Source organism: Tsukamurella sp. USMM236 (assembly GCF_037148755.1).
Taxonomy (GTDB): domain Bacteria; phylum Actinomycetota; class Actinomycetes; order Mycobacteriales; family Mycobacteriaceae; genus Tsukamurella.
Genome location: NZ_JBBCSS010000001.1, coordinates 583,614 through 595,643, shown reverse-complemented (window position 1 = coordinate 595,643; position 12,030 = coordinate 583,614). Strand labels below are relative to the sequence as shown.

At 72.0% G+C, this 12,030-nt stretch carries 13 protein-coding genes; 6 read left to right on the top strand and 7 right to left on the bottom strand.

What is annotated here, in order from left to right; all coding sequences use genetic code 11:
- Positions 1–5 precede the first annotated feature (5 nt).
- Entirely contained in the window at positions 6–1,319 is a 1,314-nt protein-coding gene (gene mshA, locus WFK95_RS02760) for a D-inositol-3-phosphate glycosyltransferase (RefSeq protein WP_336669815.1), read from the bottom strand.
- Between the two features lie 24 nt (positions 1,320–1,343).
- Positions 1,344–2,198: an alpha/beta fold hydrolase gene (locus WFK95_RS02755; RefSeq protein ID WP_336669814.1), complete on the bottom strand. Its 855-nt coding sequence runs from the start codon at positions 2,196–2,198 to the stop codon at positions 1,344–1,346.
- Between the two features lie 320 nt (positions 2,199–2,518).
- Between WFK95_RS02755 and WFK95_RS02750 the strand changes: the two genes are divergently transcribed.
- The gene (locus WFK95_RS02750) at positions 2,519–3,490 is read left to right on the top strand and encodes a pirin family protein (RefSeq protein ID WP_336669813.1); all 972 of its coding nucleotides are present in this window, start codon (positions 2,519–2,521) and stop codon (positions 3,488–3,490) included.
- A gap of 22 nt (positions 3,491–3,512) precedes the next feature.
- Here the strand turns inward: WFK95_RS02750 and WFK95_RS02745 are convergent, their stop codons facing one another.
- From WFK95_RS02745 to WFK95_RS02735, 3 genes are all read right to left on the bottom strand, one after another.
- Positions 3,513–4,253, bottom strand: a complete 741-nt coding sequence (locus WFK95_RS02745; protein WP_336669812.1) for a DUF305 domain-containing protein — start codon at positions 4,251–4,253, stop codon at positions 3,513–3,515.
- Entirely contained in the window at positions 4,250–5,803 is a 1,554-nt protein-coding gene (locus WFK95_RS02740; protein ID WP_255603045.1) for an LVIVD repeat-containing protein, read from the bottom strand. The genes WFK95_RS02745 and WFK95_RS02740 overlap by 4 nt, the downstream gene beginning before the upstream one ends.
- Positions 5,804–5,957: 154 nt before the next feature.
- On the bottom strand, positions 5,958–6,515 hold the full coding sequence (locus WFK95_RS02735) for a PadR family transcriptional regulator (RefSeq protein ID WP_336669811.1): 558 nt from the start codon (positions 6,513–6,515) through the stop codon (positions 5,958–5,960).
- A gap of 70 nt (positions 6,516–6,585) precedes the next feature.
- Here WFK95_RS02735 and WFK95_RS02730 point away from each other — a divergent pair, with 70 nt between their 5' ends.
- The 5 genes from WFK95_RS02730 to WFK95_RS02710 all read left to right on the top strand — a co-directional run bounded on the left by WFK95_RS02730 (position 6,586) and on the right by WFK95_RS02710 (position 10,415).
- Positions 6,586–7,005: a nuclear transport factor 2 family protein gene (locus tag WFK95_RS02730; protein WP_336669810.1), complete on the top strand. Its 420-nt coding sequence runs from the start codon at positions 6,586–6,588 to the stop codon at positions 7,003–7,005.
- A gap of 107 nt (positions 7,006–7,112) precedes the next feature.
- Positions 7,113–8,009: a metal ABC transporter solute-binding protein, Zn/Mn family gene (locus tag WFK95_RS02725; RefSeq protein ID WP_336669809.1), complete on the top strand. Its 897-nt coding sequence runs from the start codon at positions 7,113–7,115 to the stop codon at positions 8,007–8,009.
- Positions 8,006–8,761 carry a metal ABC transporter ATP-binding protein gene (locus WFK95_RS02720; protein WP_224645996.1) on the top strand — a complete coding sequence of 252 codons (756 nt, stop codon included), beginning with the start codon at positions 8,006–8,008 and terminating at the stop codon, positions 8,759–8,761. The genes WFK95_RS02725 and WFK95_RS02720 overlap by 4 nt, the downstream gene beginning before the upstream one ends.
- Positions 8,761–9,663 (top strand): metal ABC transporter permease, encoded by a 903-nt coding sequence (locus WFK95_RS02715; RefSeq protein ID WP_224645995.1) that lies wholly within the window; start codon positions 8,761–8,763, stop codon positions 9,661–9,663. Before WFK95_RS02720 ends, WFK95_RS02715 begins: the two co-directional genes overlap by 1 nt.
- Positions 9,660–10,415, top strand: coding sequence for a LamB/YcsF family protein (locus WFK95_RS02710; protein ID WP_336669808.1), 756 nt, complete (start codon positions 9,660–9,662; stop codon positions 10,413–10,415). The genes WFK95_RS02715 and WFK95_RS02710 overlap by 4 nt, the downstream gene beginning before the upstream one ends.
- A gap of 4 nt (positions 10,416–10,419) precedes the next feature.
- Here WFK95_RS02710 and WFK95_RS02705 read toward each other — a convergent pair whose 3' ends face one another.
- Positions 10,420–11,028 carry a TetR/AcrR family transcriptional regulator gene (locus WFK95_RS02705; RefSeq protein ID WP_224645993.1) on the bottom strand — a complete coding sequence of 203 codons (609 nt, stop codon included), beginning with the start codon at positions 11,026–11,028 and terminating at the stop codon, positions 10,420–10,422.
- Positions 11,029–11,053: 25 nt separating this feature from the next.
- Complete coding sequence (rlmB, locus tag WFK95_RS02700) at positions 11,054–12,019, bottom strand: 23S rRNA (guanosine(2251)-2'-O)-methyltransferase RlmB (protein WP_224645992.1); 966 nt, start codon at positions 12,017–12,019, stop codon at positions 11,054–11,056.
- Between the last annotated feature and the right edge of the window lie 11 nt (positions 12,020–12,030).

The following is a 12,030-nucleotide window of genomic DNA, read 5'->3' as shown; positions in this document are numbered from 1 at the left end:
CGTGGTCATACCCGCGCTCCTGTTCTGCGTCGCCGGCGACGCACCGTCTGCGCCGCCTCGCTCCGCGCCTGCATCGCCTTCCCGTAGCTCTCCAGGAGGCCGTCGGCCGTGCGCGCCCAGGAGAACTGCCGGGCGTGGGCTGCGGCACCGTCGGAAAGCCGCTGCCGCAGCGCGGGATCCGCGGTGATCTCGTCGAGCACAGCGGTCCACACCTGGGGCTCGTGGCCGTCGACGAGGCGGCCAGAGACACCGTCGGCGACGGCGACCGGCAGGCCGCCGACCTTCGCGGCCACGACGGGCGTGCCGCACGCCTGCGCCTCGACGGCGACGAGGCCGAAGGACTCGGAGTAGCTGGGCACGACGACCACGTCGGAGGCGCGGTAGACCTCGGCGAGCCCGGCGGGCGGGCGCGGCGGGCCGAAGGTGACCGCGTGCTCGATGCCGAGCTCGCGGGCCAGCGCGATCAGCGCGTCCGGGCGCTCCAGCCCGGTGCCGGACGGTCCGCCGATCACCAGCACGCGGATGCGGCGCTCCGGGTGCGCGTGGATCAGCGGCGCGGCGGCGCGCAGCAGCAGGTCGGGCGCCTTGTGCGGCTGGATGCGGCCGACGAAGGTGAGCACCAGCTCGTCGGGCGCGATGCCGAGCTCGGCGCGCTCGGCGGCCCCGTCGCCGGGGGTGTAGGTGTTCAGGTCGGCGCCCGGGTACACCACGTCGATGCGGCCGGGCGGCACGTCGTGGATCCGCGCGAGCTGGCCGGCCTCGACCTCGGTGTTGACGATGAGCCGGTCGGCCTCGTCGGAGACCTGCTGTTCGCCGATGAGTCGAGCCTGCGGCTCCGCGGTGTCGCCGACAGCGAGGGCGTCGTTCTTCACCGCGGCGAGGGTGTGCGCGGTGTGCACCAGCGGCACGCCCCAGCGGTCGCGCGCGAGCCAGCCGACCTGGCCGGAGAGCCAGTAGTGCGAGTGGATCAGGTCGAAGTAGCCGGGCTCCTCGCGGGCCTCGGCGCGCTGCACGCCCGCGGCGAAGGCGCACAGCTGCGCGGGCAGGTCCGTCTTGTCCAGGCCCTCGAAGGGCCCCGCGACGATGTTGCGCACGCGGATGCCGGGCGCGGCCTCGACGATCGGCTGGTCGGCCGAGGCGGTGGCGCGGGTGAAGATCTCGACCTCGATGCCGCGCTTCGCGAGCTCGAGGGAGGTCTGCCAGATGTAGACGTTCATCCCGCCGGCGTCGCCCGTCCCGGGCTGGGCCAGCGGCGACGTGTGCACCGACAGCACCGCGATCCGGCGCGGCACGGGGGCCGCGGACTTCCCAGTAGGCACGTCGTCCAGCTTAACCCCGGCCGATCAGGGCGCCAGTTCGAGGAGTTCGCGGGCGCTGCGAGCGGGATCGACCACGAAGGGGGCGTGCCCGCCGCCGTCCCACCAGGACAGGGTCGCGTTCGGCAGGATCCGGGCGTGATGCTCCGCGGTCGACGGCGCCACGACCTCGTCGTCGCGGCCGTGCTGCACCAGGACCGGGAAGGTCCAGGCCGCGAGGTCGGCGTCGTGGTCGACGGTGCGCCGGAACAGCCCGCCGCGCACGGCCGGAGGCGTGGACAGCGCGATACCGAACTGCTGCTGGGCGACGGGGCCGAGCGCGTCCTGGTCGAAGCCGTGCGGCAGCATCCGCAGCTTCGCCAGGGCGGTGATGGCCTTGCCGGGGTGCGCGGACAGCGCTGCCGGGAGGGCGGCGTTCATGGAGTCGCCGGTGACGCCGCCGGGGAACGGGCCGGTCTCCTTCGAGCCGCCGATGGACGTGATGGCGCCGATGAGCCCGACGGCCGTGACCCCGTCCGTGCCGTGGGTGGCGAGGTGGTCCGCGATGACGAGGCCGCCGTAGGACCAGCCGACGAGGATCACGTCGGTCAGGCCCAGGTCGCGGCGGATCACCGCGAGGTCGTCGGCGAAGCGCTCCGTGGAGTACGGGTGGTCGGAGTCCGGGACCGAACTGCGCCCGTGGCCGCGGTTGTCCACGGCGACCACGCGGTGCCCGGCGGCGGTGAGCGCACCGACGAACGGCGCGCCCCACGAGTCCGAGCTCGCCGACCAGCCGTGGACCAGCAGGAACGCCGGCTTCGCCGGGTCGGCACCGTCCGCGTAGTCGGCGTAGAAGATCTCCGTGCCGTCGTACGAGACGGCCAATCCCACTGATCGAGTCACGGCTCCGACACTAGCTGGCACGCCCCGTGGACCGTCTCGAGTCCGGTGCGGCCGCCGTCCGAGGGCCATTACGCCCGCGCGGGGACGCGGGCCGTGCGGCACTCGATCCGGCAGCTATGAAAACGTGACCGCTGGTGCCAATCCGGACATTGCGGCATGCCTGAATCGTCACCAGCGGTCACGTTTTCATAGTCGCCGGACTGCACCCCACTACCGGCCGGACGCACGACGTCACGCCGTGCCACCTCATCGCGGAATTAATCGGACCACGGTCCGGTTGATGGTAGTGTCAGCGTCACCAGCCAATCGAGGAGGACGACATGCCCGCCGTCACCGCAGACACCCTGACCCTGCCCCGCATCGCCGCGGCGGCACCGTCGGACACCGAACGCCCCGTCCGGAAGATCACGACCGGCCCCCGCGGCCACGAGGGCGAGGGCTTCCCCGTCGTCCGCGCCTTCGCCGGCGTGCACCCGCGCGACCTGGACCCGTTCATCCACATGGACCAGATGGGCGAGGTCGAGTACGAGCCCGGCGAGCCCAAGGGCACGAACTGGCACCCGCACCGCGGCTTCGAGACCGTGACCTACATGATCGACGGCCTGTTCCAGCACCAGGACAGCCACGGCGGCGGCGGACTCATCCAGGACGGCGCCACCCAGTGGATGACCGCGGGCTCCGGCATCCTGCACATCGAGACCCCGCCGGCCGAGCTGGTCGAGTCGGGCGGCACGTTCCACGGCATCCAGCTGTGGGTGAACCTCCCCAAGTCGGAGAAGTTCACGACGCCCGCCTACCAGAACCTCGAGGGCGGCCAGACCACGCTCGTCACCACGCAGGACGGCGGCGCGCTGATCCGCGTCGTCGCGGGCGAGGTCGACGGGCACGCCGGCCCCGGCTCCACCCGCACGCCGATCAACTTCGTGCACGCGACCATCGCGCCCGGCGCCGAGGCATCGCTGCCGTGGAACCGCGACTTCAACGCGCTGGTCTACGTGCTGAGCGGCAAGGGCACCGTCGGGCCCGTGGGGCACCCGATCCACCAGGGCCAGCTCGCGCAGCTCGGCCCCGGCGACCGGATCACCGTGGCGGCAGACGAGTCGCAGGACTCGCACCGGCCCGCGATGGAGGTGCTGATCCTGGGCGGCCGCCCGATCCGCGAGACGGTCGCGCAGTACGGCCCCTTCGTGATGAACACCAAGGCCGAGCTGATCCAGGCGCTCGAGGACTACAACGCCGGCAAGTTCGGTGTGATCCCGCCCGACGCGCTCATGCCGCACGTCGTGCGCTGACCGGGCTCCGGCTCGGCCGGCGTCAGGGGTAGGGCAGCGAGGTCGCGTTCCGCGCGGTGAGCTGGACCAGCATCATGCTGATCTCGTCGGACTGCCCCTTGGCCATGGCAGTGGCGCGCTGGCGGACCGCCGGCGCGTCACCGCCGCGTTGCGCGTACCCCGCCATGTCGACGCCGCCCTGGTGGTGGCGGAGCATCAGCTGCAGGAACCGAACCTCCTGTTGCACACCCGACGCGGTGGTCAGCGCCGTGAGCTCCTCGCTCGTCGCCATCCCGGGCATGGCGTGCTGCGTCGTCGGCGCGGCCGACGCCGAGCTCGACGTCGCGGCGGGCATCGCGTGGCCGCCGTGGCCACCCGCCGCCGCGCTCGTCGTCGCGCCCGTCGACGGTGCCGCGGACTCGTCCGTCATCCAGGCCATCGGGTTCGGGTTCTGCAGCGGCTCCCCCAGCACCTCGAGCCAGCCCATGAGCACGCCGATCTCCCTGCTCTGCGAGAGCTGGATCTGCGTCGCGATGCCCCGCACGTCCGCGCTGAGGTCGGGCCCCAGCAACTCGACCATCTGCAGCGCCTGCTGGTGGTGCGCGATCATGTCCTGCGCGAAGCCGATGTCGGCGGCGCTGAGCCGCTGCGGCCCGCCCGGCTGCTGCTCGGGCTCCGCCGGCTGGGCGCCCCTCCCGATCAGGACGCCGATCGCGACCGCCAGGGCGATCGCCAGCACTGCGGCGGCCGCGCGCACGGACCGCCGTTCCGTGAATCCCGTCATCGTGGCGAGTACACCTTCGGGTCGATGCGCAGCCGCAGGAAGCCGTTGTCCATGCAGCTGACCATGAGTTCGTTGCCGCGGAACTCCGGCGGCGACATGCACCAGTCGGCCGAGAGATCCGCGCCCAGGAGCCTGCTCTGATCGTTGATGATCCCGTTGACCGGGGCCTGCCCCTGCAGGATCGACCGCGCGATCGACAGCGTGCCCATGATCGGCGGCGCGATGATCGAGCCGAGCAGGGCGTGCGTCGAGTTCGGCAGCTGCAGGTTCTTCCCCGTCTGCGCCGGCGGATTGAAGTAGGCGATCTCGCGGATCCGGTCGGGGTCGCGGATGTCGAAGACGCGGATCCCGGACTGGATCCAGCCGCACGCCATGGCCGTCGGCTGCTCCGGCCGGTCGACGGAGCAGTAGTGCGCGTCGTAGCCGAAGACGCCGTTCGACGTGGCGCTGGACGCCCACTTCGTCGCGTTCTTCGGCAGGTTGATCTCGAGCTTGATCTGATTGCGGAGCTTGAGGTCCTTGAGATCGGTGAGAGCGAGCAGCTTCACGCCGCCCGATCCGGCCTCGTCGACCACGTAGACGTGGGGCTTGCCGCCGTAGGTGACGTAGATGCTGTGCTGCGTGATGTTCCCGTCGAGCCAGAACTTGCGACCCACGTGCGGCACCGGCGCGGTCACGACCGTGCGCGGCTTGCGGTCCTGGATCGCCGAGACGTCGATGACGGTGATGCCGGCGAGCGTGGAGGCGTACAGCTGCCGACCGTCGGGCGAGAAGCCGATGCCGTGCCCCTCGATCCCCGTGATGCCCGACCAGACGACCATCGGATTGGCGGGGTCGGTGATGTCGACGGCGCTGAGATGCCCCGCGATCGGCCCGGACGCCCAATACGTCCGCCCGTCGGGCGAGAAGTCGCCCTCGTGGGTGGTGATCGGGATCGGCATCGCCAGGTTCGAACCGGGGCCCGGGTTGAGCAGCCGCGGCCGGGCGCAGTCTGTCGCGACGTCGTAGATCGCGATGTATCCGAATCCCGTCAGGAACGGGACGGAGGTGCCGATCAGGAGTCCGCGTTTCGCGTTGACCTTGAGCGACTCCCACGTCCCGGTGACCATGCCGAGCTCGTTGAGGACCGCCGTCTGCTTCGGGTTCTTCGGGTCGGAGTTGTCGACGACCCGCACGCCGGGGCCGCGGCCGCCGGCGAAGTTCGTCGGGAAGGTCGTGGAGATGTACGAGCAGTTCTTGTAGCTCGGGCTGACGATGCCAGCACCGTCGCCCTGGTACTGGCCGACGAGGTCGATGTTGCAGTTGTAGCCCTTGGTGCTGCGCCGGTTCTTGCGGTCCTCGAGCGGGACGTCGCCCTGGATCCCCGTTTCGACGCGGTCGCCCTCGCGGCAGTCCGCACGCGGGACCGCCTTCTCCCATCGGCCGGTCGCGGGGAAGTACGACGGGTCGGCCTGCGCCACGCCCGGCGCGCCCGCCACCCCCACGGCCACGAGCAGGCCGGCCAGCAGGCAACGCAGCAGGGCCGAGGCCCTCACACCGGTGGTCCTCATGCATCCTCCGCATTCCCGCAGGTCCCGGGCGATCCGGCGCGGGATGCGCATCGCATTCACACCCCTACACGGGTTGGTCCTGCAGGCATCCTAAGGAACGGTGATTAACTTTTCCGCTGAAACCGGAAAATGCCGAGCACCGCGTCACTGCGCGTCAGGCGATCCGGGCACGCAGCACCGGCAGCGCCAGCTCTGCCCACGCGACGTTCTCCCGCTCGAAGGACAGCCCGCGCAGCAGCGTGAGATACGGGCCGCCGAGGTGCACGTCGGCGAGGAGCTCGGCGCGGCCGCGGTCGCCGAGCCAGGTGCGCTCGATCCGCTCGTAATAGGCGAGCTTGGCCGCGGCGGCGTCACGGAGCGCGGCCACGGCGTCGCACACCGCGGCCGGATCACCGACCTCGACGGCCTGTACCCGCACCATCAACTCGTCGCGGATCGCGGTGGCGCGCGGGGTGGTCGCGGTGAAGGCGGCGAGCTCGGCGCAGCCGGCGTCGGTGAGCCGGAAGACGCGCTTGTTCGGCCGCTTCTCCTGCTCGACGATCCGCGCGACGATCACCCCGTCGGACTCCATGCGCTCGAGCTCCCGGTAGAGCTGCTGCGGCGTAGCCACCCAGAAGTTGGCGCGGGCACCGTCGAACTCCTTGGAGAGGTCGTACCCGGAGGCCTCCCCCAACACCAGCAGGGTCGAGGAGATCGCGTGCCGCAGCGCCATGCCTTCCATTCTAGTCAATTAGTTGCCTATACTCGTGGTTACCTACTCAACAAATTTACTAGGAGTTGCCATGCGTGGGTTCCGTGCCGCCGTCGAGGCCCGCGACGGCGGGGCCTTCGACGGCCTGCTCGCCGACGACGTGACCTTCACCAGCCCGGTCGCCTTCAAGCCCTACGAGGGCCGGCACATCACCGCGGCGATCCTGCGCGGCGTGCTGCGCGTCTTCGAGGACTTCCGCTACGTCCGCGAGATCAACGACGGCGACGACCACGCGCTCGTCTTCGAGGCCGCCGTCGACGGCAAGAAGATCACCGGCTGCGACTTCATCCACGTCAACGCCGAGGGCAAGATCGACGACTTCATGGTGATGGTCCGCCCGCTCTCCGCCGCGCAGGCCCTGTCCGCCGCCATGGGCGCGCAGTTCGGCGCCATCGCCGAGGAGGCCACCGCGACCGCGCAGGCCGAGGCCGCCGGAACAGCCGGGGCCTGACCGCAGCGGATGCGCTGATACATGCGCATCCGCCTATTCGACAGTGCAACCGCGTCGCCGCTACTCTAAATGACAACGATTCCCATTGCTGTCAGAGGAGCCCGCCCGTGCGCAACCGCCTTCGTCTCACCCGGGTCGCCGGCGCCGTCGCCGTCGCGGCCCTCGCGCTCACCGCGTGCGGGACGTCCTCCTCGGACGCCGGCGACGGCAAGCCCGCCGTGGTGGCGTCGACCGACGTCTACGGCGCGGTCGCGCAGGCCGTCGCGGGCGGCGACGCCACGGTGACCTCGCTGTTCGCGAACCCGACGGGCGACCCGCACGAGTTCGAGCCCTCCGCGCAGGACACCCTCAAGGTCAAGAAGGCCGCGGTGCTCGTCTACAACGGCGGCCACTACGACGCCTACATCGAGCAGGCCGCCGAGGGCGCCGCCGCCGCGAAGGTCGACGCGGTCTCGCTGCAGGACCCGAAGGGCGAGAACGAGCACGTCTTCTACGACCTGCCCACCATGCAGAAGGTCGCGACGGCCGTCGCGAAGGCGCTGGCCGAGAAGGACGCCGCGCACCGCGAGGGCTACGAGAGCCGCGCCGCGGCCTTCTCCACGAAGCTCGACACCGTCATCGGCCAGGCCCGCGCCATCGGTCGTGCCAACCCCGGCGCCAAGATCGCGGCGACCGAACCCGTCGCCGGCTACCTGCTGGCGCTCGCCGGCCTGACCGACGCCGCGCCCGCCCGCTATACCGCGGCCATCGAGTCGGGCACCGACCCGGCGCCCGCCGACATCGCCGCCGCGAACGCGCTGGTCAGCGGCAAGCAGGTGCGGGCCGTCGTGCTCAACGCGCAGACCGAGAGCCCCGTCACCGCCGCGCTGGCGAAGACCGCCGAAACCGCGGGCGTGCCCGTCGTCAAGGTCACCGAGTCGCTGCCCGCGGGCGTCGATGACTACATCGCGTGGCAGGCGAGCAACGTCAAGGCGCTCTCCGACGCGCTCGCGCCGCGCCCGTGAGCGCACCGTCGGACCCGGTGATCCGCCTGCGGGACGCCGGGCTGCGCTACGGGGACCGCACCCTCTGGGACGGTCTCGACCTGGACATCGCGCCCGGCGAGTTCGTCGCCGTGCTCGGCCCGAACGGCGCCGGCAAGACCTCGCTGCTGCGCATCCTGCTCGGCCAGAGCCACCTCTCCGCCGGATCGGTCGAGGTGAACGGCCGGATCGGCTACATCCCGCAGCAGCGCGCGCTCGACGGGGCCGTGCCCCTGCGCGGGCGCGACCTCGTGGGCCTGGGCTTCGACGGTGCCGCCTGGGGTCTCGGCCTGCGGAACCGTGCCGCCCGACGGTCCGCCGTCGACGAGGCGCTCCGGCAGGTCGACGCCGAGGCCTTCGCCGAGGCGCCCATCGGCTCGCTCTCCGGCGGCGAGCAGCAGCGGCTGCGGGTGGCGCAGGCCCTGGCCTCGGACCCGACGATCCTGCTCTGCGACGAGCCGCTGCTCTCCCTCGACCCGGGCAATCAGCAGCTGGCCGTCTCGCTCATCGAGCGCCGCCGCCGCGAGCACGACACCGCCGTGCTGTTCGTGACGCACGAGATCAACCCGGTGCTCCCCTACTGCGACCGCGTCCTCTACCTGGTGGACGGGCGGTTCGAGGTGGGGCCGACCGCCGAGGTGATGACCTCCGAGCGGCTGACGCGGCTGTACCGCACCCCCGTCGACGTGCTGCACGTGCGCGATCGGCTGGTCGTGGTGGGAGGGGATCACTGATGGACCGGCTCGAGAACCTGACGAACTTCTCGCTCACCTGGGAGCTGCTGCAGCAGCCCTTCGTGCAGCAGGCGCTGCTCGCGGCGGCGCTGCTCGGCGTGCTGGCCGGGGTGATGGGCCCGCTCATCGTCTCGCGGCAGATGGCCTTCAGCGTGCACGGCACCTCCGAGCTGTCGCTCACCGGCGCCGCCTTCGCCCTGCTCATGGGCTGGAGCGTGGGTTCGGGCGCGCTGCTGGGCGCGCTCGTCGCGGGCCTGCTGTTCGGCCTGCTCGGCGTCTACGCGCGTGAGCGGGACTCGGTGATCGGCGTGATCATGGCCTTCGGCCTGGGCCTGTCGGTGCTGTTCCTGGCGCTGCACGAGGGCCGGCAGGGCACCGCGTTCGCGCTGCTCACCGGGCAGATCGTGGCCGTCGGGATGAGCGGGGTGACGCTGATGGCGATCACCACCGTCGTGGTGCTGCTGATCCTCGCGTTCATCTACCGGCCGCTGCTGTTCCTCTCGACCGATCCCGACGTGGCCGCCGCGCACGGCGTCCCGGTCAAGACGCTGTCGGTGGTCTTCGCGATGCTCGTGGGCGCCGCCGCCGCGCAGGGCGTGCAGATCGTCGGGGCGCTGCTGGTGATGAGCCTGCTCATCACGCCCGCCGCCGCGGCCGCACGGGTCACCAGCTCGCCCGGCAAGGCGACGGTGCTCTCGCTGATCTTCGCACTGGTCTCCGCCGTCGGCGGCATCATCCTGTCGCTGGCCCCCGCGCTGCCGGTGTCGGTGTTCGTCACGTCGATCTCCTTCGTGATCTACCTGGTCTGCCGCCTGCTCGGGCAGCGCGGCCGCCGCGGCACCGTCGCGCCCGTCGACGCGCCCGCGCACGACTGCCAGCACGCGCTACCGTCGAGGTCGTGAGAATCGACCTCAACGCCGACTGCGGCGAGTCCTTCGGCGCCTGGCGCCTCGGCGACGACGCCGCGCTGCTCGACGTGGTGACATCGGCCAACGTCGCGTGCGGCTTCCACGCCGGCGACCCCACGACGCTGCGGGAGACCTGCGCCGCGGCGGTGGCCAAGGGCGTGGCGATCGGCGCCCAGGTGGGCTACGCGGACCTGCGCGGCTTCGGCCGCCGGTCCATGGACGTTCCCGCCGCCGACCTCACCGCCGACGTGATCTACCAGATCGGCGCCCTGCAGGCGATCGCGCGGAGCGTGGGCGGCACCGTCGACTACGTCAAGCCGCACGGCGCGCTCTACAACCGGATCGTCGCCGATTCCGTGCAGGCGGAGGCCGTCGTGGAGGGCGTGCTCGCGGCCGCGCCCGAGCTCCCGGTCCTCGGCCTCCCCGGCTCCGCCTTCCTCCGCATCGCCGCCGAGCGCGGGCTGCGCACCGTGCGGGAGGCCTTCGCCGACCGCGCCTACCTGCCCGACGGTGCGCTCGTCCCGCGCTCGCGGGAGGGCTCGGTGCTGCACGACCCCGACGAGATCGCCGCGCGGGTGCTGCGCATGGTCGGCGACGGCACCGTCGAGGCGATCGACGGCACCGAGGTGCAGCTCACCCCCGATTCCGTGTGCGTGCACGGCGACAACCCGTCGGCCGTCGCCGTCGCGCGACGCCTGCGCACCGTGCTCGACGGTGCCGGGGTGACGATCGCGCGGTTCGCCTAGCGCCTCAGTCCGCGAACCGCTTCGGCGCGGTGGCGACGAGGCGGACGCAGTGGTCGACGAGCCGCTCCCGCGTGACGTCGAGCCGCCCGGCGATGAACTCGGTGAACAGCGTGGTCAGCGCGCCGACGAGACCCATCGCGACGAGACGCCGGGTCGTTCCGTCCACGGAGGAGGGCAGCGCGCCCGCGACCACGTCGAAGAATCCCGGCATGCTGCCGAGGCCGCGCTCGGCGAGCGAGGGCTCGCGGTAGGGGCCGAGCAGGAGCACCCGCCCGACGTCCGGCCTGTCGACGACGAACTCGACGAAGGTGGTGACCGAGCCCTCGGCGACCGTGACCGGGGACACGGCCTCGCCGTCCGGTGCAGCGGCGTAGGCATCGCGGACGCCGCGGACCAACGCGTCCTGTGCGCGGCCGCTGACGTCGTCGTAGACGGCGTGCGCGAAGCCGTCGCGCGTGCCGAATGCCTCGTAGAAGTAGCGCTCGGTGATCCCGGTGGAGCGGCACACGGCGCGGACACCGAGCGCCCCTGCCTCCGGGCCGCCGAGGAGCGCGATGCCGGCGTCGAGCATCTGTCGGCGCCGGCTCTCCTGCCGCTCCTCGAGTGAGGTCATTCGTTCAGGCTAACGCAGATGATCTTTACTGACGACGCTGTCGCGCGAACTCGGCCAGGACGACGCCCGCGGCGACCGAGGCGTTGAGCGACTCGACCGACGACGCGATCGGGATCGACAGGATCGAATCGCAGTTCTCGCGCACCAGGCGCGAGAGGCCCTTGCCCTCGGAGCCGACGACCACGACCACGCCGGTGTCGGCGCGGTAGTCGTCGAGGTCCACGTCGCCGCCCGCGTCGAGCCCGACGACCTGCAGGCCTGCGGCCGCGTAATCGGCGAGCGCACGGTTGAGGTTGGGCGCCTGCGCGACGGGCAGCCGGGCCGCCGCGCCCGCGGAGGTGCGCCAGGTGACGGCGGTGACGGCCGCGGACCGTCGACCCGGGATGACCACGCCGTGCCCGCCGAACGCGGCCGTCGACCGGATCACGGCGCCCAGGTTGCGGGGGTCGGTGATGTTGTCGAGCGCGACGATGAGCGGTGCCTCGCCGCGATCCTGCGCCCGGGCGAGGAGGTCCTCCGGGTGCGCGTACTGGTACGGCGGCACCTGCAGGGCGACGCCCTGGTGCAGGCCGTTGTCGCTGAGCCGGTCCAGCTCGCCCTTCTGCACCTCGAGGATCGCGATGCCCGTATCGGCCGCGATCTGCACGGACTCGGTGAGCCGCTCGTCGTTCTGCGAGCCGATCGCGACGTACAGCGCCGACGCGGGGACGCCCGCGCGGAGGCACTCGACGACGGGGTTGCGGCCGAGGACGTACTCGGGGCCGTCGTCGGCGGCGCGGCCGGCGACCTTCGGACGGCGCTGCGGCGTGGTGGACGCCTTCGCCGCGGCCCGCGCCTTCTTGTGCGCGGGGTGGTACGGGCGGTCCTTGGCGGCCGGCGTCGCGCCGCGCCCCTCGAGCCCGCGGCGACGGACGCCGCCGGAGCCCTGGACCTGCCCCTTCTTGGTGCCCGCCTTGCGGACCGCGCCGCGGCGCTGCGAATTGCCTGCCATCAGTCCGTCTC

Excerpts from the sequence above, each read along its gene's own strand:
- WFK95_RS02750 (WP_336669813.1), top strand. The coding sequence starts at position 2,519 with ATGCCCGCCGTCACCGCAGACACCCTGACCCTGCCCCGCATCGCCGCG.
- WFK95_RS02745 (WP_336669812.1), bottom strand. The coding sequence starts at position 4,253 with ATGACGGGATTCACGGAACGGCGGTCCGTGCGCGCGGCCGCCGCAGTG.
- WFK95_RS02740 (WP_255603045.1), bottom strand. The coding sequence starts at position 5,803 with ATGAGGACCACCGGTGTGAGGGCCTCGGCCCTGCTGCGTTGCCTGCTG.
- WFK95_RS02735 (WP_336669811.1), bottom strand. The coding sequence starts at position 6,515 with ATGGCGCTGCGGCACGCGATCTCCTCGACCCTGCTGGTGTTGGGGGAG.
- WFK95_RS02730 (WP_336669810.1), top strand. The coding sequence starts at position 6,586 with ATGCGTGGGTTCCGTGCCGCCGTCGAGGCCCGCGACGGCGGGGCCTTC.
- WFK95_RS02715 (WP_224645995.1), top strand. The coding sequence starts at position 8,761 with ATGGACCGGCTCGAGAACCTGACGAACTTCTCGCTCACCTGGGAGCTG.
- WFK95_RS02705 (WP_224645993.1), bottom strand. The coding sequence starts at position 11,028 with ATGACCTCACTCGAGGAGCGGCAGGAGAGCCGGCGCCGACAGATGCTC.
- rlmB (WP_224645992.1), bottom strand. The coding sequence starts at position 12,019 with ATGGCAGGCAATTCGCAGCGCCGCGGCGCGGTCCGCAAGGCGGGCACC.